Source organism: Candidatus Omnitrophota bacterium (assembly GCA_028717245.1).
Taxonomy (GTDB): Bacteria; Omnitrophota; Gorgyraeia; order Gygaellales; family Profunditerraquicolaceae; genus JAGUYA01.
This window is the reverse complement of record JAQUOD010000001.1, coordinates 119,853-142,373: the sequence shown is the minus strand read 5'-3', so window position 1 is coordinate 142,373 and position 22,521 is coordinate 119,853. Positions and strand designations below refer to the sequence as shown.

Annotated in this window: 19 protein-coding genes; 18 read left to right on the top strand and 1 reads right to left on the bottom strand. The window is 43.1% G+C overall.

Going from position 1 to position 22,521, the window contains the following annotated elements:
- Positions 1 to 9 precede the first annotated feature (9 nt).
- Positions 10 to 3,258 (top strand): AAA family ATPase, encoded by a 3,249-nt coding sequence (locus PHV44_00850; protein ID MDD5591829.1) that lies wholly within the window; start codon positions 10 to 12, stop codon positions 3,256 to 3,258.
- Here PHV44_00850 and PHV44_00845 read toward each other — a convergent pair.
- Positions 3,255 to 4,421, bottom strand: coding sequence for a sensor domain-containing diguanylate cyclase (locus tag PHV44_00845; GenBank protein MDD5591828.1), 1,167 nt, complete (start codon positions 4,419 to 4,421; stop codon positions 3,255 to 3,257). The two genes, PHV44_00850 and PHV44_00845, sit on opposite strands and share 4 nt — an antisense overlap.
- A gap of 379 nt (positions 4,422 to 4,800) precedes the next feature.
- Between PHV44_00845 and recA the strand changes: the two genes are divergently transcribed.
- The 17 genes from recA to PHV44_00760 all read left to right on the top strand — a co-directional run bounded on the left by recA (position 4,801) and on the right by PHV44_00760 (position 22,443).
- The gene (gene recA / locus PHV44_00840) at positions 4,801 to 5,787 is read left to right on the top strand and encodes a recombinase RecA (GenBank protein MDD5591827.1); all 987 of its coding nucleotides are present in this window, start codon (positions 4,801 to 4,803) and stop codon (positions 5,785 to 5,787) included.
- A 20-nt stretch (positions 5,788 to 5,807) separates the two neighbouring features.
- Entirely contained in the window at positions 5,808 to 7,310 is a 1,503-nt protein-coding gene (locus tag PHV44_00835; GenBank protein ID MDD5591826.1) for a Do family serine endopeptidase, read from the top strand.
- The gene (locus PHV44_00830; protein MDD5591825.1) at positions 7,303 to 7,764 is read left to right on the top strand and encodes a regulatory protein RecX; all 462 of its coding nucleotides are present in this window, start codon (positions 7,303 to 7,305) and stop codon (positions 7,762 to 7,764) included. The genes PHV44_00835 and PHV44_00830 overlap by 8 nt, the downstream gene beginning before the upstream one ends.
- Positions 7,764 to 10,382 carry an alanine--tRNA ligase gene (gene alaS / locus PHV44_00825; GenBank protein MDD5591824.1) on the top strand — a complete coding sequence of 873 codons (2,619 nt, stop codon included), beginning with the start codon at positions 7,764 to 7,766 and terminating at the stop codon, positions 10,380 to 10,382. The genes PHV44_00830 and alaS overlap by 1 nt, the downstream gene beginning before the upstream one ends.
- On the top strand, positions 10,379 to 11,602 hold the full coding sequence (hisD, locus tag PHV44_00820) for a histidinol dehydrogenase (protein ID MDD5591823.1): 1,224 nt from the start codon (positions 10,379 to 10,381) through the stop codon (positions 11,600 to 11,602). The genes alaS and hisD overlap by 4 nt, the downstream gene beginning before the upstream one ends.
- A gap of 16 nt (positions 11,603 to 11,618) precedes the next feature.
- The gene (locus PHV44_00815) at positions 11,619 to 12,221 is read left to right on the top strand and encodes an imidazoleglycerol-phosphate dehydratase (protein ID MDD5591822.1); all 603 of its coding nucleotides are present in this window, start codon (positions 11,619 to 11,621) and stop codon (positions 12,219 to 12,221) included.
- Positions 12,222 to 12,857, top strand: a complete 636-nt coding sequence (hisH, locus tag PHV44_00810) for an imidazole glycerol phosphate synthase subunit HisH (GenBank protein ID MDD5591821.1) — start codon at positions 12,222 to 12,224, stop codon at positions 12,855 to 12,857.
- The gene (gene hisA / locus PHV44_00805; protein ID MDD5591820.1) at positions 12,851 to 13,570 is read left to right on the top strand and encodes a 1-(5-phosphoribosyl)-5-[(5-phosphoribosylamino)methylideneamino]imidazole-4-carboxamide isomerase; all 720 of its coding nucleotides are present in this window, start codon (positions 12,851 to 12,853) and stop codon (positions 13,568 to 13,570) included. Before hisH ends, hisA begins: the two co-directional genes overlap by 7 nt.
- Before the next feature lie 22 nt (positions 13,571 to 13,592).
- Positions 13,593 to 14,045 carry a peptidoglycan-binding domain-containing protein gene (locus PHV44_00800; GenBank protein MDD5591819.1) on the top strand — a complete coding sequence of 151 codons (453 nt, stop codon included), beginning with the start codon at positions 13,593 to 13,595 and terminating at the stop codon, positions 14,043 to 14,045.
- A gap of 57 nt (positions 14,046 to 14,102) precedes the next feature.
- The gene (gene hisF / locus PHV44_00795; protein MDD5591818.1) at positions 14,103 to 14,858 is read left to right on the top strand and encodes an imidazole glycerol phosphate synthase subunit HisF; all 756 of its coding nucleotides are present in this window, start codon (positions 14,103 to 14,105) and stop codon (positions 14,856 to 14,858) included.
- Positions 14,859 to 14,860: 2 nt separating this feature from the next.
- Positions 14,861 to 15,199 carry a phosphoribosyl-AMP cyclohydrolase gene (gene hisI, locus PHV44_00790; GenBank protein MDD5591817.1) on the top strand — a complete coding sequence of 113 codons (339 nt, stop codon included), beginning with the start codon at positions 14,861 to 14,863 and terminating at the stop codon, positions 15,197 to 15,199.
- Positions 15,200 to 15,248: 49 nt separating this feature from the next.
- Entirely contained in the window at positions 15,249 to 16,736 is a 1,488-nt protein-coding gene (gene trpE, locus PHV44_00785; protein MDD5591816.1) for an anthranilate synthase component I, read from the top strand.
- Positions 16,737 to 16,826: 90 nt separating this feature from the next.
- Positions 16,827 to 17,081: a 30S ribosomal protein S16 gene (gene rpsP, locus PHV44_00780; GenBank protein MDD5591815.1), complete on the top strand. Its 255-nt coding sequence runs from the start codon at positions 16,827 to 16,829 to the stop codon at positions 17,079 to 17,081.
- 1 nt (position 17,082) lies between these two features.
- Entirely contained in the window at positions 17,083 to 17,382 is a 300-nt protein-coding gene (yajC, locus tag PHV44_00775; GenBank protein MDD5591814.1) for a preprotein translocase subunit YajC, read from the top strand.
- 2 nt (positions 17,383 to 17,384) lie between these two features.
- The gene (gene secD, locus PHV44_00770) at positions 17,385 to 19,589 is read left to right on the top strand and encodes a protein translocase subunit SecD (GenBank protein ID MDD5591813.1); all 2,205 of its coding nucleotides are present in this window, start codon (positions 17,385 to 17,387) and stop codon (positions 19,587 to 19,589) included.
- Between the two features lie 9 nt (positions 19,590 to 19,598).
- A complete protein-coding gene (gene mfd / locus PHV44_00765; protein MDD5591812.1) occupies positions 19,599 to 21,503 on the top strand; it encodes a transcription-repair coupling factor in 1,905 nt (634 codons plus the stop codon).
- Positions 21,496 to 22,443, top strand: a complete 948-nt coding sequence (locus PHV44_00760) for a peptidyl-prolyl cis-trans isomerase (protein MDD5591811.1) — start codon at positions 21,496 to 21,498, stop codon at positions 22,441 to 22,443. The genes mfd and PHV44_00760 overlap by 8 nt, the downstream gene beginning before the upstream one ends.
- Positions 22,444 to 22,521 lie beyond the last annotated feature (78 nt).

Here is a 22,521-nt window from a genome sequence, read left to right as displayed (position 1 = left end):
GGAGAGGCGATGTATTTCAAAAAACTGGAGATAGTGGGTTTCAAGTCATTTTTGAATAAAACCGTTTTACATTTTGAACCCGGGGTTACTGCGGTAGTCGGCCCAAACGGCTGCGGGAAATCCAATATCTTTGATTCTATACGCTGGGTTCTGGGCGAGCAGTCAGTAAAGTCGCTACGCGGCTCGGATATGCAGGATGTGATTTTTAACGGCACGGATATTAAAGAGCCCTTAAGCATGGCAGAAGTCAGCCTCACCTTTGATAATGACCAGAAATATTTCAGTATTGATCATGATGAGGTGACCATTACTAGAAGGATCTTCAGGTCAGGCGAGAGCGAATACCTGTTAAATAAAACCCAGGTGCGGCTTAAGGATATCCTGGATTTGCTGATGGGTACCGGCATTGGGGCTGAAAGTTATTCTCTGGTAGAGCAGGGAAAGATAGATTTAGTCTTAAGTTCCCGGCCGGAAGACAGGCGCCTGGTTTTTGATGAGGCCGCAGGGATTACTAAATATAAGGTTCAAAAAAGAGAGGCAATGAGGAAATTAGAAGAAACCCAACAGAACCTTTTAAGGGTCAATGATATCATTACGGAAGTAAAACGCCAGATCGGCTCTTTAGAGCGCCAGGCCAATAAGGCGCGCCGGTATAAAGAAGCCTTTGAGGAATTAAAACAAAAAGAAATCAGCCTGGCCCTATGGGATAAGAACCAATTGGCCTTAGAAAAAGATAATATCATAAACCAGCTGAAGGAATTGCAGGTAGCAGAAGACCGGCTTTTAAGCATCATCCAGGGGCATGAATCAAAGAATAGCGACCAACGCGGTGAACTAAAAGCCATGGAAGAGGCGATCATGGCCATAAAAAATCAAATCATGACCCTGGAGAACTCTATTTTAGCCAATAAAGAGCGCGTCAATTTTAACCAAGAAAAGATAAAGGAATTAGACGTAAGCCAGAAGCACCTAGAGGGGCAGATTGAGCAGACCAAGAAGAGGCTCTCGCTGGATGAAGAAAAATTAAATAATTTAAAGAACGAACGCAATGCGATAAACCAAACCATTGAAGAAAAAAGGCTCTTCCTGCAGGATAAAGAAGGGCGGCTGAGCAATATAACCTTATCCACTAAAAATTCCCTGGAGGCTATTGCTAAAACCAATAGAAGCATTCTTGGGCTGGTTACTAAATTTACGCAGGTTAAAAATGAGATTGCTGATTTAACCGGCAAGCAGCACATTTATTCAGCGCGTAAAAAGAGGCTGGAAATCGAAAAGATAAAGGTCAATGAAGAAAAGGCGAAGATTCAGGATAATCTGGATAATCTCAACCAAGAACTAAAAGAGCTGGAAAAAGACTTCCAGGATTTAAGTTCGAAGATATCCGATGCTAAGGATAAATTACAGCGGGAAACCCAGGGCCTGAATAACTTAAATACAGACATCTCTAATTTAGAAAGAGAAAAGTCGGGTTTGTTGTCCCACAAAGAATTCCTGGATAAGCTAAAGACAAAATACGAAGATATCAGTGAATCCATGAATGCGCAGATTTATTTAGACAGGCAGCCATCGGATAAAATAACCGCTTTAGTAATAAAAATAAAAGATCCATCCGGCTCGACGTTGGATGGCCGACTTATCGAAGGCGCAAAATTTAAATTATACGGAGAAGCTAAACCCATTGATTTGGATGCGCAGAAAATTAACCAGAAATTATCTATACTTGAAGACAGCCTAAGGGCCATGGAGGGCGCTAAGACAGCAAGCCAGGCGCGTATCGCAGAATTAAATCAGGCTATCTTTCATCTTCAGGAGGCCTTACGTAACCAGGAAATAACCTTAGCCAATAAAAAAGCATCTCATCAGGCAGTCCTGGAGCAGTTTAATAAAATAAGGGATGAAGAGGAGGTAATAGTTTTAGAATTATCTGAAGTGGGGCAGGATTTATCCAGTCTTGAGAATACGCTAGTGGGCCTACAAACCCAGGCAGCAGAGCTGGATAAAGAGCAAAAGGGACATGAAGAGCTGATCCTTAAAGAACAGAATAACATTAATGCAAATCATAGCCTTAAAGAGCAGACGTTAGTGGCGATTACCCAGGCTAAAACAGAGCTGGAGGGTTTAAGTAAGCGCATAGATTCTGAAGGAGCTACGCTTAAAATTTTGGAAGATACCTGTCAACAGGATAAGGAGAGCCTCCTGAATTTTGAGGAGCAAGTCAAAGAAAATGCGGATAAACAACAACAACTGGCCTTGGAGATTAAAAATTCAGAGGGCAGGATTGAGCAGGCGCAGTTGGATATTCAGGAGCAAAATAATCTCCTCAAAGAAACAGAAGATAAATACCGCGGGATTAATGAAGGTGTAAGCGATGCCGTAGGCAAGGTAGAGGCAGACAGGAAAGAATTGGACAACATAAAAAATAAATTATACGAGCTACAGATGCAAAATAAAGACGTAGATTTTAAAATCACTAGCCTTAAAGAGAGGATCCTGCAGTCCTATAAGGCGGATTTGGATATGCCCTGTAATAGCCTCCAGGAGGCAATAGATAAGGATACGCTTTCCCAGGAAATAGAAAAATTAAAAGACAGGTTAGATTCCTATGGCACGGTTAACCTGGTAGCCATAGAAGAATATGACGAATTAAAGAAACGCTATGATTTCCTGACCCAGCAGCAGAATGATCTGGTAACGGCGCGCGAATCAGTGCATGAGGCGATCTTAAAGATTAACCGCACCACTAAAAAAATGTTTTTAGAGACCTTTGAAAAGGTGCGCCTGGAGTTTAAGAATTATTTCCGGCTGCTCTTTAACGGCGGCGATGCCCAGGTTTTTTTAGTTGATGAACAGGACCCGCTGGAATCGGGGATTGAAATTATCTGCCGGCCTCCGGGCAAAAAATTACAGAATGTGCTTTTACTCTCCGGCGGAGAAAAATCCATGTCTGCGATAGCGCTTATTTTTGCCATATTTAAAGTTAAGCCTTCGCCTTTCTGCGTATTGGATGAGATAGACGCTGCCTTGGATGAAGCCAATGTGGACAGGTTCGGCCGCATGCTGCAGGAGTTTATTAGGACCTCCCAGTTTATCGTGATTACCCACAACAAGAAAACCATTGCCAACGCGGACGTGATGTACGGGATCACTATGGAGGAATCCGGGGTTTCTAAGATTGTTTCCGTGAAGTTCGGGGGGAGTAAAGCCGTAAAAGATAAAGAGGCGGATGTAGCCGTAGTTGAACCTGCCGGGGCTTAACAACAGCAGGTATTATTTTTTCCTTTATGCTTGGCCTGATAGAGGGCTTGGTCAGAACTGGTGATTAAATCAGAGGCAGTAGCCCCGTTTTCCGGGTAAGAACCCAAACCCATACTCACGGTTAATTTTTTATTAGGCAGGATTTCTTCATTGATAAAGGTGTATTTTTCAATATCCATCCTCAGGCGTTCAGCGATTAAGAACGCCTCTTTTTTTTCCGTCTGCGGCAGGATAATGGTAAATTCCTCCCCGCCGTAACGGCAGACATAATCCATTTTGCGGGATTGGTTCTTTAGCAGCAACGCCAGCGCCTTTAAGATTTTATCCCCGGCCTGATGCCCGAGCGCATCGTTATAGACCTTAAAATTATCGATATCCAGCATAATCAGGCTTAAAGGAAGGGAACTCGCCTTTGCCTTCTCTATCTCTGTAGATAAAAGGTACTGGAAATGCCCATGATTATAAAGTTCGGTAAGCAAGTCAGTATGGGCGCGGATAACGGCTTTTTCGTAAAGTTGTGAATTCTCAACGGCTAGACCCGCCTGGTTAGCCAGCATAATCAGCATGCGTATATCATCTTTGGTAATAGGCTTTTTAGTAATAAAATTATCTGCTAAAATTATTCCGTTTACTTTATCCTTTGCTTTCAGGGGGATTACTACCAACTCATCAGCCTTTAATATCCGTATAATAGGATCCTTACTATAGTTTTGTATGGTTTCAGCGGTTAGATGCAAAGGCATGCCCTCCAGTACCCCCAAAGCCAGTAATCCGCCATTTTGTTCTTTTAAGGGCATCTTCAGGGCGCGTATCTGCTGGTTGAAGCTGGATTCCAGGATATCCTTAGAAACCTTATAAGCATTAATCAGGTCGTCTAAATCCATCTGCTCGCGTTCTACCCTGGTCCAGATTTGATTAGCTTCTTCGCCGTCTCCCGGGCCAATACCCATTTTACCTTCGATAACACTATTTTTTTCGTTGACTAAAAAGAGGATGGCGCGGTTAAACCCCAATCCTATATGCGCGGTGACCCCGGTCAGGATAATGTAGAGTATTTCATCCAGCTTAAGAGTGGTACGCATGGCATTGGATATTTCATAAAGGATAGCCAGTTCGGTTTTGGTGCGCTCGATTTCTTGTTTGATTTTATTTATCTCTTCCATAATGTTATAAATCTAACATATTTTCAGCTTATTGTCAAGCCAGGAGGACTGACTGTTAGATTTTTCTTACTCCTGCGTCTATTAGGAGTAGAAAGGAGGGATTTTTATTGCGGCTGTCTTGTTTTGCTTCCCACAGGGATTAAAAATATCCCCTGCTTTTAGGGTGTGTACTCGTCAAATTTTCCTCGCCCACACCCACTCGCGGGGTCCCCTTTAAAACTGCTGTGCGAAACCAAACCAAGCCACCCGTTAAATGTTAAGTATGGGTCAATATGTATTGACAGGCAAGGGGTGTTAAGATATAATTAAAATCTAATTTGCAGAAAAAAAGGAGGTTATCATGGTTACCAAAGACATAAAGAAAGAAGGCGCAAAGGACATTTCTGACCGTCAAAAAGCACTGGAATTGGCGCTCTCCCAGATAGAAAAACAATTCGGTAAAGGTTCAATTATGAAGCTGGGCGGGGACATAAAAGTAGACGTAGAGGCCATCCCTACGGGCGCGCTTACTTTGGATGTTGCCTTAGGCGTAGGCGGCCTTCCCCGCGGCAGGGTAATCGAGATTTTCGGTCCAGAGGCTTCAGGTAAGACTACGCTCACCTTAAGCGTAATCAAGGAAATTCAGAAGAAAGGCGGAGTTGCTGCTTTTATTGATGCCGAACACGCCTTTGATTCTACTTATGCTAAGATTATCGGGGTAAATTTAGACGAACTTTTGATTTCTCAGCCGGACACCGGAGAACAGGCGCTGGAGATTGCCGAGACATTAGTGCGTTCAAATGCCGTAGATATGGTGGTGATTGATTCCGTAGCCGCGCTTACTCCCCGCGCGGAAATAGAAGGCGAGATGGGAGATTCGCATATGGGTTTGCAGGCCCGGCTGATGTCGCAGGCACTGCGTAAACTTACCGCGGCCATCAGCAAGTCGCGCACCTGCGTGATTTTTATTAATCAGATCAGGGAAAAAATCGGCGTAATGTTTGGTTCGCCGGAAACCACGCCCGGGGGACGGGCACTAAAATTTTATGCCTCTGTAAGGCTGGATTTAAGAAGGATTGCTACCCTAAAATCCGGCGATATGGTTATCGGCAACCGGGTCAGGGCCAGGGTAGTTAAAAACAAAGTAGCCCCTCCTTTTCGCGAGGCAGAATTTGAAATCATGCATAATGAAGGCATTGTCAAGCCCGGCAGCGTTATAGATGCCGCGGTGAATTTAGAAATTATCGAGAAAACCGGGACCTGGCTTTCTTTTGGAGGCGAGAAGCTTGGCCAAGGAAGAGACCAGGCAGTAAAGGCGCTGAGAGAAAAACCAAAATTACAGGAAGAGATAGAAAAAGAAATCCGTAAGAAAATCTCCTTAGCATAAACTTAAAAAAGGGGCGTGGGATGAAGAAAAAAATAATATTCTTCGCGATAACTTTATTACTGGGCTTAACTATGGGGGTCATTTCTACCGCTAAGTTGAATCTTTTTTCGCCCGCAGAGAGCCAGGAAGCAAAAAACCCTTCTCTTGAAGGTTCCGGGATGGAAGATGCGGTAGTTAATGTGGCGAATATTGCCGGTAAGGCAGTAGTATCTATCAGCACAGAGCATACGGCAAAGATCGGGGGAGGCAAGAGGTTTTATTTTAATTCTCCCTTTGGACAAGAAGCGCCTTTTGGGGAAGACGAGTTTTTCCGCCGGTTCTTTGATGAATTTTTTGGCGAGATGCCGCAGAAAGAATATAAACAAATGGGCCTGGGTTCCGGCGTAATCATTGATGCCGAAGGCTACATTCTGACTAATGAGCATGTGGTTAATGATGCCGATAAAATAAACGTGATTTTACCCGACGGGAGAGAGTTTAAGGGCGAATTAAAGGGCAAGGATTTGCGTTCGGATTTAGCCGTCATCAAAATAAACGCGCGTAATTTACCCATAGCATCTTTAGGGGATTCGGATAATTTAAAAATCGGGCAGTGGGTAGTGGCTATCGGTAACCCTTTTGGCTTTGCCATGCAGAATTCCGAGCCTACGGTAACCGTAGGAGTCATCAGCGCACTGCACCGCTCCTTAGGCAGGACTGTTTCCCGCGAGCGGGATTATAATGACCTGATCCAGACCGACACTGCCATAAATCCCGGTAATTCAGGAGGGCCCTTAGTCAATCTTAAAGGCGAAATAGTGGGCATTAATGTGGCTATATTCTCTACAAGCGGCGGTTATCAGGGCATAGGTTTTGCCATACCCATTAATAGCGCTAAAAGAATCATTTCGCGGCTGATTGAAGGTAAAAAGATAATGTATGGCTGGTTAGGCGTAACTGTGCAGGATTTAACCGAAGACCTGGCTAAACATTTCGGGTTAGCCGATAAAAACGGTGTTTTAGTAGCCAAGACCCTGGAGAATAGCCCGGCAGAGAAAGGCGGCATAAAAGAAGGCGATATTATCAAAGAATTCGATAATAAGCGGGTTAATAACGTAAGGGAGTTGTTGAGTATCGTCGGAAAAGAAGAAGTCGGCCAGAAGGTAAAATTAAACGTTATCCGGGATAAGCATCCCGTATCTTTAGAGGTAGTCATAGGCGAAAGGCCCCAGGACTTAGAGGAAAAGGAAGAGGCCGCCGTTGAAAAAGCGCAGGATAAATGGCGCGGCTTAGCCGTAGAAGATTTAAACCCGGAAAACATCAAGCGCTTTGGGATTGAGGAGAAGAGAGGCGTAGTAGTGATAGATGTGGAATCAAACAGCCCGGTAGATGAAGCAGGTATAATTCCCGGGGATGTAATTTTAGAGCTGAATAGACAAGAAGTCAATAACCTTGCGGATTACCAGAAGCTAACCAAAGGCTTAAAAGGCGATTGCCTGGTAAAAACCGACAGGGGATTCTTTCTGATAAAAGCGGGTGGATAAGGATAAAGGTTTATTGGAAAAGGCAAAAAATTACGCCTTTTTGCTGCTTAAATTCAGGCCGCGTAGCGAGCAGGAGATTCGCCAACGGCTGAAAAAGAAAAAATTCACCCCCGGGATTATAGAAGAAACCCTTTCTTTTTTAAAAGACAAGGCCTTTATTGACGATAATCATTTTGCCAGGGCCTGGATTGAATCGCGCATAAAAAGGCCGTTAGGGATAAGGAGGCTAAGGCAGGAATTACAGGTAAAAGGCGTTGATAAAGAAATCATTGAGAACCAGATAAACGAAATCAAAAAAAACTATCCTGAAAAGGAGATAGTTACGCGGATTATCCAAGATAAACTCAATAAAGCAAAAGGCAGCGATCCCCAAAAAATAAAAAGGCGTATCTATGCATGCCTTTTACGCCGCGGTTTTTCTCCCGGTATAATTTTAGAGGCATTGAATCAATAATGAAAGCGGATTTATTAAGAGAAAAATTCCCCATCTTTTTTAAAGCTAAAAAGCATAAAATCGTAGAAAGCGATTCGCTTATCCCCAAGGACGACCCTACCGTATTATTTACTCCTGCCGGAATGAACCAATTCAAGAGGCAATTCCTGGGGCATTTAACCGGTTTTAGCCGCGCTGCCAGCAGCCAGCGCTGCCTGCGCACCGATGATTTAGATAAGGTAGGCAAGACCCCGTCTCACCATACCTTTTTTGAGATGCTGGGAAATTTTTCTTTCGGGGACTATTTTAAGGAAGAGGCAATTACCTGGGCGTGGGAGTTCCTGACCGAAGAGCTTAAGATTAAAGAAGATAAACTCTGGGTTTCTGTATATAAAGACGATGATGAATCGTATAACATATGGAAAGATAAAATAAAGGTTCCGGTAAATAAAATCGTAAAATTAGGCGATAAAGAAAATTTCTGGCCATCAGAAGCCAAAGCTAACGGCCCAAATGGGCCATGCGGGCCATGTTCTGAGATATTCTTTGACCAGGGCGCAGGTTGCGGGAAGCCTGGCTGCGGCCCGGCTTGCAGTTGCGGCAGGTTCCCGGAAATATGGAATTTAGTGTTTACACAATTTAACCGCAAAGCAGACGGAAAATTAGAACCTTTACCCAAAAAGAATATTGACACGGGTATGGGGCTGGAAAGATTGGCAGCGGTTATGCAGGGGGTGCCGAATAATTTTGAAACGGATTTATTCCAACCCATAGTGAAAGAGATAGTGTCAAAGTGTCAAAGTGTCAAAGTGTCAGATAAGGAATTTATTTATGCTGTTAGTGACCATATACGTGCCATTGTTTTTGCTATTTATGATGGCGTATTGCCTTCTAATGAAGGCCGCGGGTATGTAGTAAGAAAAATAATCCGTAAAAGCATGCTGCATTTAAGGGCGTTAGGGATAGCTAAACCTTTTCTTTATAAATTAACCCCTCTTTTATCCGATATTATGAAGTTGCCATATCCAGAGTTGGATAAACGTAAAGAAAATATCTCCCAGATTATTCTGGCTGAAGAGAATAATTTTATTTCTACTTTAGATTCTAGCAGCGTTTTGTTTGAAGAAAAATTTAAGGGTTTTAGTAATAAGCAGGACGCGCAAAGGGCCGGCAGGCTTGCCTTTCAGTTGTACGATACCTACGGGATACCTTTAGAGTTAACCAGGGGTTGGCTGGAGAAAGCCGGCATAAATTTCTCGCAGGAGGCATTTGATAAGGAATTAGGAGAGCAGAAAAACCGTTCTAAATTACAGAGTCGGATGAAAGGCGATGTCTTTGATATTAAAGAATTGCATTTAGCAGGCGCTAAGACTAGTTTTCTGGGTTACTCCAAATACGAGACAAAGGCAAAGGTTATCAAGATTATTAAAGATAATACTCCGGTAAAAAAAATAAGCGCGGGCGAAGAGGCCCGGATAATTTTAGATAAAACCGTTCTTTACCCTGAATCCGGCGGCCAGGTAGGCGATACGGGTGAATTGATAAAAGGGAAGAATGTCTTTCAGATAACCGGTACCCGTAAATTTGATAATGTTATTGTGCATAAAGGAAGGGTAAAAACCGGAAGTTTTAGAACCACAGATGAGTTAATGTCCTGTGTGGATATTAAACGCAGGCTATCCATAGCCAGAAATCATACTGCCACACACCTATTGCAGGCAGCATTACGCGTAATTTTGGGAGCGCATGTGCAACAGCAAGGTTCATTAGTAGCCGAAGATAGATTACGTTTTGACTTTACGCATTTTAAGGATGTGACTAGGGAACAGTTGGATAGAATAGAAGGATTAGTCAATAACTACATAGTAAATAATACGTGCTTGAAGGCAAAGACGCTGACCCTCGCAGAGGCTAAAAGACAAGGGGCATTGGCATTCTTTACGGAGAAATACGCAGAAAAGGTGCGTATGGTAGCAATCGGAGATTTCTCTAAAGAACTCTGCGGCGGAACACACCTTGAATGCACCGGCCAAATCGGGCTCTTTAAGATAGTTAACGAGGGGTCGATAGCCAGCGGGATAAGAAGGATAGAAGCGCTTACAGGAGATTGTGCCTATAAGGCGCTTAAGGAAGAAGAGAATATCCTGGCTGATATTTCTTCTCTTTTAAATGTCCCTAGCCAAAAGATAACCCAGGAATTAGAGAAGAAGCTATTTCAGATAAAAGAACTGGAAAAAAAGCTAAGTTACCGCAAGACGGATATGCTTAGAGCCTCAATAGATAATTATATTAAAGAGGGAGAAATTATTAACGGTATTAATGTTATCGCCCGTTTTATTGAAGGCCAGGATATGGACGCCTTAAGAAAGGCCGTGGATTTAATCAAAGCGAAGGAAAAAAGCGTTATCGTTGCCTTAGGGACAACTACTTCCGTTGGAGGGGCCCTGTTGGTTACGGGTACAAATTTAAATACGCAAATTTTAGATATTGATAGCGCTAAGATAATAAAAGCAATCGCCCCGGAAATCGGCGGTAGCGGCGGAGGCAGGAAGGATTTTGCCCAGGCAGGGGGAAATAAACCGGAGAATTTTCCGCAGGCATTCAAGAAACTTAAAGAGATTATCAGGGAACTAAAATGAAAATCATACGCTTTAGCAGCAAAAAGTTAGAGAAGATTTATAACCGCGGGTTTATTAAATCCAGGCGAGTTGAAGAAAAAGTCAGGCAGATTATTGATGATGTGCGCCTTCTCGGTGATGAAGCGCTCTTAAAGTATACGCGTAAATTTGACGGCGTTAAAATGCTACCCAGACAGCTAAAAGTTTCTGAAATTGAAATCAGCGGCGCATATCAGAATATCAGCCCTAATTTTGTTTCCAGCCTCAAGGTTATCATTGAAAATATCAACCGTTTTTACCGCAGGACCATAAAGAAATCCTGGAGGATGAAAGCCGGGGATGGCGCTATTTTAGGCGAGAATTATACTGCTTTAGACAGGGTAGGCATATATATCCCCGCGGGCACAGCGCCACTGGTTTCTACTGTTTATATGACAGTGCTTCCCGCAAAAATGGCCGGGGTAAAGAAGATAACCCTGGCTAGCCCCCCGGATAAACAAGGGCTTATAAATCCCCACATACTTGTAGTAGCAGACCTGCTTAAGGTAGATGAAATTTATCGCGTAGGAGGCGCGCAAGGCATTGCTGCTTTAGCGTATGGGACAAAGACTATTCCGCGGGTAGACAAAATAGTCGGGCCAGGCAATATTTATGTAAGCGAAGCGAAAAGGCAGGTATTCGGGTCAGTGGATATTGATATGATCGCCGGGCCTACGGAGCTGGTGATTATTGCCAACCGTTTCAGCGACCCTAAATTTATTGTCGCTGACCTTAGGGCACAGACTGAACACGCCGGAGGTTTAGCGGTATTGATTACCAATTCTAAGAGCCTGGCGAGAGAAATAAAATCTCAATGCGCGGATAACCCGGGTTTTATTATTCTGACAAAAAACCTGGAACAGGCAGTTGATATTGCCAACAAGATTGCACCCGAACACCTGGAGATTCTGGTCAAGAATCCACAAAGATTATTAAAAGGAATCAGGAATGCCGGGGCTATATTTTTAGGCCCGCATAGCCCGACTGCAGTAGGCGACTATGTAGCAGGCCCGAGCCACGTTTTACCTACAGGCGGCACTGCCAGGTTCTTTTCCGGGCTCTCGGTGCTGGATTTTATGAAGAGCAGCCACATCATCGGTTACTCGCGTAAGGCCCTCGAGAAAATTAAAGAGCCCCTGGAAAAGATGGCCGGTATTGAAGGCTTGGATAAACATTTGGATTCGGTGAAGATAAGGTTTTGATAAAAAGCGAGCGCATATGAAAGAAAGAATAGCAAAGAAAGAAAGAAAAACTAAAGAGACTGACATAATCGTCGAATTAAATATCGATGGTGCCGGGGAATACGAAATAGATACGGGCATAGGTTTTTTGGATCATATGCTTGAATTATTTGCTTTTTGGGGGCATTTTGATTTAAAAATAAAGGTTAACAAAGGCGATTTTAAAATCGATATACACCATACAAATGAGGATACGGGGATTCTTTTGGGACAAACGTTCAAAGAAGCCTTGGGGGATAAGGAAGGAATTAAAAGGCTTGGTTCTGCATCTGTCCCGATGGAAGATGTGACTGCAAGTGTGTCAGTTGATATAAGCGGGAGGGGGTCGTCAAGATTTAACATAGCTCCAACAACAGTTGCTGACAAAGATGGCTACGAGCTTAATTGCGCAGAGCATTTCCTAGATGCTTTTGCTAAACAACTAGGAATGAACCTGAATATATCGGTTGAAAATCCCAATGACGATTTGCATGCTACTATTGAACCCGTCTTTAAGGCCTTAGGCAAGGCGTTAGATGAAGCTACTCAAATTGATCCCCGCAGAAAAGGTATCCCCTCAACGAAAGGCGTAATTGACTAGATGATTGCCATAATTGACTACGGCATGGGAAATATTCATAGCGTGCAAAAGGCCTTAGAGTCTATGGGCGCAAAGACAATAGTTACCAACAAGCCCGCAGATATCAAGGTTTGTGATAAGGTAGTATTGCCGGGGGTAGGGGCATTCGCCGATGCTGTAGCAGAATTAAAGAAACAGGATCTGTTGACGGCGCTAAAGGAGCATATTAAGGCAAAAAAGATATTTCTGGGTATCTGTTTAGGGATGCAGCTTCTCTTTGAGAGAAGCGATGAAGCAAAAGGGATAAAAGGATTAGGGATATTAAAAGGCGAGGTAAAGAAATTTAAAATTAAAGGCAATTTGAAGGTCCCGCATATGGGCTGGAACCAGTTGAAAATAGTATCAAGGTGTCAGGGTGTCAAGGTGTCAAAGGAATGCCCCCTGTTAAAAGATATACCGGATAATGCTTACGTATATTTCTGCCATTCCTATTATCCGCAACCCAAGGATAAAGATATCATCGCTGCTACTACTGAATACGGGATTAGCTTTAGCCCGGTTCTTTGGCGGGAGAATATATACGGCGTGCAGTTTCATCCTGAGAAAAGCCAGGAAACCGGTTTAAAAATACTGAAAAATTTTGTAGAATTATGCTAATCATTCCCGCTATAGATTTAAAAGATGGGTGTGTAGTCAGATACACGCAGGGAAGATTTGACAAAAAGGTTTATTCCCGCGACCCCCTAAAGACTGCCCGGCACTGGCAGAAACAGGGAGCAAGGTTAATCCATATAGTAGACTTAGACGGCGCGATAAGCGGTAAGCCGAAAAACCTGGATATAGTAAAAAAGATAGTAAAAGAGATAGACGTACCCGTTCAATTCGGCGGCGGCGTAAGAAATGAAATAATAATAAAAACATTGCTTGATTGCGGTATCTGGCGTATAATTTTGGGCACTAAGGCAGTAGAAGATAAGGGTTTTCTGGAAAAATCCTTTAAGAAATTTAAAGATAAGATTATCGTTAGCCTTGATGCTAAGGCTAACCGTGTCTTAGCCAAGGGTTGGCAGAGTAATTCCGCAAGCGTAGATATCTTAAAGTTGGCATGCCGCTTAAAACAAATAGGGTTTAAGCAGGTAATTTATACTGATATCCTCAAGGACGGGACTTTAAAGGGACCTAATATAAAAGGCATAAAGAGTATAATTAAGGAAACAGGCTTAGGGGTGATTGCTTCAGGCGGGATTTCTTCTCTGGCTGATATATCTAAACTTAGGCTGCTGGATAAAAAAGAATTAGTAGGTGTAATTATAGGCAAGGCCTTATATGAAGGAAAATTTACTTTAGCTGAGGCCATAAAAATATTATAAGAGGTAAAAAAAGGAGGCAGGTATGTTTAAAAGGGTAGTTATTTTTTTCGTCTGTTCTATTTTTCTAATTTCTCTGGGTGGATGCGCTACCGGCCGCAAAGATAAGGATTTGGAAATTCAGGGATTAAAAAATCAGATTTCGGTTTTACAGGCAGAAATTGAAGCCAAAGACCAAGAGATCGGCGGCCTAAGGGACACCTTAACTAGTACTGTTGAGCAGAAAGAAAGCCTGGTAAAAGCAACAGGTAAAAAGAAGGTCAGCCAAGAAACAAAATCACGGCCAACTATAAAACAGATACAGGTTGCTTTAACTAATGCCGGCTATAATCCCGGATCTGTTGATGGCCGTATGGGTAAGCAGACCCGTGAAGCAATAAGGGCTTTTCAGAAAGCAAATAATCTCAGTCCAGATGGTAAAATGGGTAATAAAACCTGGGACTTGCTGAAAGGGTATTTGGATAAGAAAGTTAAATAGCTATAAGCTTTATGCTTTAAGCTTACAGCTTATAGCTTACAACTTAAAGCAAAATAAATGTTAACGAAACGTATTATCCCCTGCCTGGATATCAAAGAAAACAGGGTGGTTAAAGGTATGAGGTTTGTGGCCTTAAAGGACGCGGGCGACCCTGTTGAAGTAGCTAAGATTTACGACCAGCAGCAGGCAGATGAGCTAGTATTTTTAGATATTACTGCCAGTTTTGAGAACAGGAAGACGCTTATTGGTTTGGTCGAGAAGATCGCCGAGAATATATTTATGCCTTTTACCGTAGGCGGCGGAATCAGGGATATTGAAGATATCCGCGACCTTTTAAATGCAGGCGCGGATAAAGTTTCCATAAATACCGCGGCGGTAAAATGCCCGGATTTAATCAGCGATGCTTCCAGAAAATTCGGCAGTCAGTGTATCGTGGTAGCGATAGACGCAAAGAAACAGGACAATAGCTGGCAGGTTTATATTAACGGTGGCAGGACCTCTGCGGAATTAGATGCCCTGGAGTGGGCAAAAAAAGCAGAGGAACTGGGTGCAGGTGAGATACTCCTGACAAGTATGGACTATGACGGCACCAAAGACGGTTACGATTTACCTTTAACCAGGGCTGTCGCGCAAAAGGTGAACATTCCGGTGATAGCTTCCGGTGGGGCAGGAAAACCGGAGCATTTTTATGATGTCCTGGCTAAAACAGAGGCTTCTGCAAGCTTGGCAGCCTCCATCTTTCATTACCAGGAATATACCGTCAGGCAGGTAAAGGAATATCTGAAAGAAAAAGGGGTATGCGTGCGCCTATAAAAATGAAAAAAGGATTTAGTTTAAAAAAATTAAAGCTGGATAAACAGGGGTTAATCCCCGCGATAATACAGGACTATAGAAGCGGTGAAGTGCTCATGCTCGCTTATATGAATATATTTTCTCTAAAGAGGACGTTGAAAACAGGCAAGACCTGCTTCTGGTCGCGCTCGCGCAAAGTTTACTGGATTAAAGGCGCAACGTCGGGTAATTACCAGCTTGTCAAGTCAGTGGCTTACGATTGCGATATGGATGCGTTGCTGATTAAGGTGCGCCAGTCAGGCGTTGCCTGCCATACGGGAAATAGATCGTGCTTTTATAGAAAAATAGACTATAAGCTGTAAGCTCTAAGCTTTAAGCTTATGGCTTACAACTTAAAGCTCAAAGCCCAATATGTACTATCCATCACTAAAAGAATTTCTGGAACTATCTAAAAAATATAATCTTATTCCGGTTTATCAGGAGATCAGCGCGGATTTAGATACGCCTGTGTCTGCCTTCTTAAAAATAAAAAAAGGCGATTATGCCTTTCTCCTTGAGTCCGTAGAAGGACAGGAAAAGATCGCCCGCTATTCTTTCTTAGGGAGTAACCCCGCGCTTATTTTTAGAAGTAAAGGCAGGGATGTCCGGGTCATTTATCCTGCAAGAAGTTCAGCCAGGCATTTTGTTACCCGCAATGACCCCCTGGATGAAATTAAAAAAATCATGCAGGATTTTAAGGCCGCCCGGATTAAAGAACTACCGCGCTTTTACGGAGGGCTCGTGGGTTTCATGGCTTATGATATGGTAAGGTTCTTTGAGGACCTGCCCGATAGAAATCCGGATGACCTAAAGATCGCCGATTCCGTCTTTATACTTACCGATAGCATCCTAGTCTTTGACCATATTAACCATACCATAAAGATCATTGTTAACATTATCCTGCCGGCGCATAAAAAAATCCCCCGGGTTAAAAAAACGCAGATTTATTATCAGGCGCTGAAAAAAATAGATTCCATATGCAATGAACTGAAGAAACCCTTGCTCAAGAAAGCAAAGCGTAATGATACTGGTAAGCGCAGCATAAAAGTAATTTCTAACTTTAAAGAAAAGGAATTTTGTAAAATAGTAAATAAGGCGAGGGATTATATAAAAAAGGGGGATATCATCCAGACAGTATTGTCGCAGCGCTTTGAAATAAAGATAGATAAAGACCCCTTCGATATCTACAGGGATTTAAGGAGCCTGAACCCTTCTCCCTATATGTTTTTTTTGAAATTAAAGGAAGTTACCTTAGTCGGCTCTTCTCCTGAGATACTGGTACGCTGTGAAGACGGCATTGCCCGCACCCGGCCTATTGCCGGTACCCGGCCCCGCGGGAAAAATGAAAAAGAAGACAAGCAATTAGAAAAGGAGCTTCTTGAAGATAAGAAAGAACGCGCAGAACACCTGATGCTGGTAGATTTAGGCAGGAATGATTTAGGCAAGGTCTGTAAAAAAGGCAAGGTAGCGGTGAGTGAGTTTATGTCCATAGAAAGATACTCCCACGTAATGCATATAGTCAGTGAAGTTGAGGGTATTTTGGATAAGAGATATAATATCTACGATGTTTTAAGGGCCTGTTTTCCCGCCGGGACAGTAAGCGGCAGCCCTAAGATACGCGCTATGGAAATTATAGACGAGCTGGAAAATTTAAGGCGCGGGCCCTATGCCGGATGCGTAGGGTATTTCAGCTTTTCGCATAATATGGATACCTGCATAACCCTTCGGACCGTAATTATTAAAGATGGGATGGCATATATTCAGGCAGGTGCCGGTATCGTCGCTGATTCGGTGCCAAAAAATGAATACCAGGAATCTATAAACAAGGCAAAGGCATTAATAGAGGCAATTGTTAAATAGTGTCAAAGTATCAAAGTATCAAAGAAAAAACTTTGATACCCTGATACCTGACACTTTGATACAAACGTATCTAAAAAGGAGGCTAACGAAATGGCAGTAATTATACGTCTAAGAAGGATAGGTAAAAATCCCAAGAAGAGGCCGCATTTTCGCCTCAGCGTCTTTGATGAACGCTCCGGGCGGGATAGTAAGTTCATCGAAGAAATAGGTTTTTACAATCCGGTTTCAGGGGCTACCAGGATAAATAAGGAGAGGCTGGAATTCTGGAAAAAGAATGGCGCCCAGCTTTCTCTGACAGTTAAAAGTCTGATGAAAAAACAATCCGTTACCCAAAAGGAGGCATAAGATGCCACAGGCACCGGCAGTTAATCCTATCATGCAGTTTTTTCCGTTAATCCTTATCTTCGTTATTTTTTATTTTCTGCTTATCCGTCCGCAAAAAACAAAGGAGAAAGAACACCAGAAGATGTTGAGCAGCCTTAATAAGAATGATGAGGTAGTGACCTCCAGCGGCATCCATGGCACAATCATTAATGTAAAGGATAAGAGCGTAATCTTAAGGGTAGACGATAACGTAAAGATAGAAATAGAGAAAAATTGCATAGCTTATATCAAGAAAACACAAGGCATAAACCCGGGAAATTAAATATGGGAAGAAAACTTATTTACAAAATAATTTTTATCTTAGCCGTACTGGGCATCTGCGTATATTTTTCCTTTCCTCTGGAAAAAAGGATAAATTTAGGCCTGGATTTAAGGGGTGGTATGCATCTTTTGTTGAAAGTCGATGCCAGCCGCCTTACGGGGCAGGCCAAGGAGGATGCGGCTGACCGCGCCATAGAGGTAATCAGAAACAGGGTTGACCAGTTCGGCGTCAGGGAGACCTCTATACAAAAACAGGGGCAGGATGAAATCGTGGTGCAATTACCCGGGGTCACTGATAGAGAACGCGCGATAGATATAATCGGCAAGACCGCCATGCTGGAATTTAAGCTTGTCTCGTCCGACCCGGATAAATTAAAACAAGCCCTGCAAAATAATGCAGTAGAAGGCTATGAATTAAAATATTCCCAGGAAGATAATGAGCCTCTGCTTTTAGAAAAAGAAGCGGTTTTAACCGGCGATGCCCTGACTAATGCCTCGGTACGTTTCAGCCAGAGCCAATTCAACGAACCGGTAGTTTCCTTGGAATTTAATGCCCAGGGAGCAAAGAAATTTGCCGAGATTACCAGAAATAATATAGACAGGCGCCTGGCTATTGTGCTAGACGGTAAGGTGCAGTCTGCCCCGCGTATAAAAGAAGCTATACCTACGGGAGAGGCAGTCATTACCGGCCGTTTTAGCGTTGAGCAGGCCCAGGATTTATCCATTGTCTTAAGGGTAGGCGCTTTGCCTGCGCCTATGTATATAGAAGAAGAGAGGACCATCGGCCCCTTATTGGGGCAGGATTCCATAAATAAAGGGATAAGAGCTACTATTATAGGAAGCGCGTTGGTATTCATTTTTATGGCTGCTTATTATCTTTTGGCCGGGGTTATCGCCGATATAGCGCTTTTACTAAACTTGCTGATTATTTTAGGCGGTCTGGGGTTGTTGCCGCTTTTATTTCCGGGCGTATCCGCGACCTTAACCTTACCCGGTATTGCCGGTATAGCCTTATCCTTAGGCATGGCTGTAGATGCCAATGTACTTATTAATGAGCGTATCAGGGAAGAGATTTCTACGGGCAAGGCCCTGCGCACTGCTATAGCCAATGGCTATAATAAGGCCTTTAGCGCAATTTTTGATTCTAACCTTACCACTTTAATTGCTGCCTTTTTATTATTTCAGTTCGGGACAGGCGCAATCAGGGGTTTTGCCGTTACCCTGACCATCGGCCTTATTGCCAGTATGTTTACGGCTATCGTGGTTACGCGCACTATCTTTGAAATCCTCCTGGATCTTGGGATTCTAAGATCTTTACCCATGCTCAGGCTTATCAAAGAGACAAAGCTGGATTTTATCGGTAAAAGAAAAATTTTTTATGCTATCTCACTATTTGTCATCATATTCGGGCTCGTCGCCTTCTTCGCTAAAGGTAAAAATGCCTATGGGATTGATTTTGCCGGAGGGGAATTACAGGAATATAGTTTTAAAGCACCCGTTGCCCCGGATGCCGTGCGAGAGACGCTGAAGGAATTGAACTTAGGCGATGCCTCCATACAGCAGTTCAAGGAGAATCCCAGGATTGTGCTTATCAGGACAGCGGCTAATAAAAGCGACCTGATTACCAGTAAATTAAAAGAGAAATTCCCCGAACAGGATATCCAGGTATTGCGCATAGAGCATGTCGGCCCGGTAGCCGGCAAACACCTTAAAAACAAAGCTGTCCATGCCCTTATCTGGTCAATGCTCGGGATTCTTATTTACGTGGCCTTTAGATTCAAGCACCCTAACTTTGCCATAGCCGGCGTAATTGCCCTCATTCACGACGTACTGGTCACTTTGGGATTTTTGGCTGTAACCGGCAGGCAAATAGACCTCTTAAGCGTCACTGCCTTTTTGACCATCGCCGGTTATTCCATAAATGATACGATTGTTATTTATGACAGGGTAAGGGAGAATAGCCGCCTTTTACACAAAATTAGCCTACGTGAACTGATCAATTTAAGCGTAAACCAGACATTAGGCAGGACCCTGCTTACCTCCGGTTTTACTCTATTGATAGTCGTTGCTATCCTGTTTTACGGCGGAGAGGTATTGAGCAACTTCGCCTTTGCCTTATTGGTAGGTTTTATCTCCGGCGTATATTCTACGGTTTACATTGCTTCGCCTTTAGTCCTTGCCTGGCAGAGAAAAAAATCCCGCGCTTGATTTAGTAGAATGTTTAAATCCTTAAAGTTATATGTAGGTGGGGCAGTGGATTTGGAAGACACCTGTGCTGCCCTCATTGACTTTGGCTATAAAAGGCAGGAAATGCCTTCTGAAGAAGGGGATTTTTCCCGGAGGGGCGCAATCCTGGACATATTTCCCTTTGCCTTTGAACTGCCCATACGCTTCGAACTGGATAGAGAAGGCAGGATTGCCTCTATAAAAACGTTTAATCCTTCCGACGGAATTCCTCTTTGGGAACACAAAATGGTTATTATACTGCCTTTAAAAAGGGCCCATGCTTTTAAAGCCGCGCTGCTGACAGAAAACTTTCCCGTAGAAAACTTTCTGGATTTAGATATAGGCGATTATGTGGTGCATACGCAGCACGGCATAGGCAGGTTTCTGGGGTTAGATAAAATAAAGGTTGCGGGTACCTACAAAGACCACCTGACTATTGAGTATGACCAGCAGGAAAAATTATATGTACCCATCGAAGATATGCACCTGGTGCAAAAATACATTGCCTTTCAAACTAGAAGGCCCAAGCTTTATCGTTTAGGCACCAAAGATTGGCTACGGACAAAGGAGAGGGCAAAGAAAGGCATACGTAAATTAGCCCTGGAGCTTCTTTCGTTACAGGCAATGCGCTTAAGTGTTTCGGGTTTCGCTTATTCTGCGGATACGGACTGGCAGAAGCAATTTGAGGCTACCTTTCCTTACAAAGAGACCGCCGGCCAAATCAAGGCGACCCAAGAGGTAAAAACCGATATGGAATCAGCTAAGCCCATGGACAGGCTTCTATGCGGGGATGTAGGGTATGGAAAGACTGAGGTAGCCATGCGCGCAGCCTTTAAGGCGCTTATGGATAATAAGCAAGTAGTTTATCTAGTGCCCACGACAATTCTGGCAGAACAGCATTATCAGAATTTCAGCCGGCGCCTGAAGGATTTTCCCGTGCATATCCAGATGCTCTCGCGTTTTAAAACTAAAACAGAGCAGGATGAAATCATCAGGAGGCTCAATAACGGCAACGTGGATATAGTAATCGGGACGCATAGATTATTATCGAAGGACGTAATCTTTAAGAACCTGGGGTTAGTAATTATTGACGAAGAGCAGCGTTTCGGGGTCTTGGCAAAAGAGAGGCTTAAGACCTTAAGGCTTGACTGCGATGTCCTCACCCTTACTGCTACACCTATACCCCGCACCTTATATATGAGCCTGATGGGCGCTAAGGATTTATCCGTAATCAATACCCCTCCTGAAAATAGATTGCCTATAAAGACAACTGTGGTAGAATACGATGAGGACCTGATCAGGCAGGCCATCTTGAGGGAGATCCAAAGAAAAGGCCAGGTTTATTTCGTGCATAACCGCATCCTTGATATCGAAAAAATCAAGGAACGGATATTGAGGCTTTTACCCGTCACTACCAGATTAACCGTAGCACATGGCCAGATGAACGCGAGCTTACTGGAGGATGTGATGCTGGATTTTTTTAAAGCTAAGATAGACGTTTTAGTTTGTACCATGATTATAGAATCCGGCATTGATATCCCTAATGCCAATACCATCATTGTCAATAATGCCCAGCACTTTGGATTATCCGACCTGCACCAGTTGCGCGGAAGGGTGGGCCGGTTTGATAAGCCTGCTTATGCTTATTATATGGTCCCTAGAAAAGAAATGCTGGATACGGATGCGCAAAAGAGGCTCTTAGCTATTCAGGAACATTCCGAGTTAGGCGCGGGTTTTAAAATTGCCATGCAGGATTTAGAACTTAGGGGCGCGGGCAACCTTTTAGGCCTAGAACAGCACGGTTTTATAGCTGCGGTAGGATTCGATTTATACTGCAGGTTATTAAGAGAAACAATCGGAAATTTTAAGAATACAGGCGTATTTCAAAATGGATAAAATCAAAAACCAAGGGTTAAAGGGTTTAAAAATATCATTATTTTTGCTTTTTTCCATTGCTTACAGCTTACAACTTACAGCTTACAACTTACACGCCGAAGACAAAATCGTCGCTATCGTGAATAACGATGTCATCACCCAGAAAGACTTAGACGACTTCGTTAATTTTACGCGCGTACAATTAATGGGAGAATTTAAAGGGAGAAGCCTGGAAAGTAAAATGCAATCTATAAAGCTGGATTTAATGGACAAGCTTATTGAAGACCGCATTATTTTACAGGAAGCCAAAAAAAGCAATATCAGAATAGACGAGAGCAGGATCAAAGCTAGGATAGACGATATCCGCAGGCGTTACGATTCAGAGAAGGATTTTCAAACTTCCCTGGCTAAGCAAGGGCTGGTGCAGGCAGACTTAGAATCAAAGATAAGAGACCAGCTGCTTATGTATACTATTATCGAAATAAAGATAAAGAGCAAGATTCTGGTTAATCCCGCAGAAGTCACCGATTTCTATCAGCAAAACATCGATAAATTTAAACTACCCGAACAGCGCGAATTTGAATCCATAAATACCGGTGAAGAGGACCTGGCGAGCAAAGTCTTTAATGATTTAAGGAATGGGCAGGAATTTCAGGATGTCGCCAGTAAATATTTCCTGGCTGTAAATAAAATGAGCGGGGCAGGGAATGGGCAGTTGAGAAAAGACATCGAAGAAAAAATATTCAGGTTGAAGGTAGGTGAAATCTCCGCACCGGTCAAAATAGAAGAACAATATTATATTTTTAAACTGGATAATATAATACCCCCCCGGCAGCAAAGTATCTCTGGGGCCCAGGGTGATATTTATACCTTCCTTTTTGACCAAAAGATGCAAGAGGCATTAGCAACGTGGTTGGACGAACTCAAAAAGCAGTCTTATATTAAAATTATGCAAGATTAACTTTTAGTAAATAGTAATTTAAAAGCCGTAAATCGTAATTCATAAATCGTAAATCGTAATTTTTTAAAATAAAATAAG

Bases quoted from the DNA above. Each gene is read 5' to 3' on its own strand.
- hisH (MDD5591821.1), top strand. From the start codon at position 12,222: ATGATTGCCATAATTGACTACGGCATGGGAAATATTCATAGCGTGCAA.
- PHV44_00760 (MDD5591811.1), top strand. From the start codon at position 21,496: ATGGATAAAATCAAAAACCAAGGGTTAAAGGGTTTAAAAATATCATTA.
- hisD (MDD5591823.1), top strand. From the start codon at position 10,379: ATGAAAATCATACGCTTTAGCAGCAAAAAGTTAGAGAAGATTTATAAC.
- trpE (MDD5591816.1), top strand. From the start codon at position 15,249: ATGTACTATCCATCACTAAAAGAATTTCTGGAACTATCTAAAAAATAT.
- PHV44_00845 (MDD5591828.1), bottom strand. From the start codon at position 4,421: ATGGAAGAGATAAATAAAATCAAACAAGAAATCGAGCGCACCAAAACC.
- PHV44_00800 (MDD5591819.1), top strand. From the start codon at position 13,593: ATGTTTAAAAGGGTAGTTATTTTTTTCGTCTGTTCTATTTTTCTAATT.
- PHV44_00850 (MDD5591829.1), top strand. From the start codon at position 10: ATGTATTTCAAAAAACTGGAGATAGTGGGTTTCAAGTCATTTTTGAAT.
- PHV44_00835 (MDD5591826.1), top strand. From the start codon at position 5,808: ATGAAGAAAAAAATAATATTCTTCGCGATAACTTTATTACTGGGCTTA.
- mfd (MDD5591812.1), top strand. From the start codon at position 19,599: ATGTTTAAATCCTTAAAGTTATATGTAGGTGGGGCAGTGGATTTGGAA.
- rpsP (MDD5591815.1), top strand. From the start codon at position 16,827: ATGGCAGTAATTATACGTCTAAGAAGGATAGGTAAAAATCCCAAGAAG.
- hisI (MDD5591817.1), top strand. From the start codon at position 14,861: ATGAAAAAAGGATTTAGTTTAAAAAAATTAAAGCTGGATAAACAGGGG.
- hisF (MDD5591818.1), top strand. From the start codon at position 14,103: ATGTTAACGAAACGTATTATCCCCTGCCTGGATATCAAAGAAAACAGG.
- alaS (MDD5591824.1), top strand. From the start codon at position 7,764: ATGAAAGCGGATTTATTAAGAGAAAAATTCCCCATCTTTTTTAAAGCT.
- yajC (MDD5591814.1), top strand. From the start codon at position 17,083: ATGCCACAGGCACCGGCAGTTAATCCTATCATGCAGTTTTTTCCGTTA.
- secD (MDD5591813.1), top strand. From the start codon at position 17,385: ATGGGAAGAAAACTTATTTACAAAATAATTTTTATCTTAGCCGTACTG.
- hisA (MDD5591820.1), top strand. From the start codon at position 12,851: ATGCTAATCATTCCCGCTATAGATTTAAAAGATGGGTGTGTAGTCAGA.
- PHV44_00815 (MDD5591822.1), top strand. From the start codon at position 11,619: ATGAAAGAAAGAATAGCAAAGAAAGAAAGAAAAACTAAAGAGACTGAC.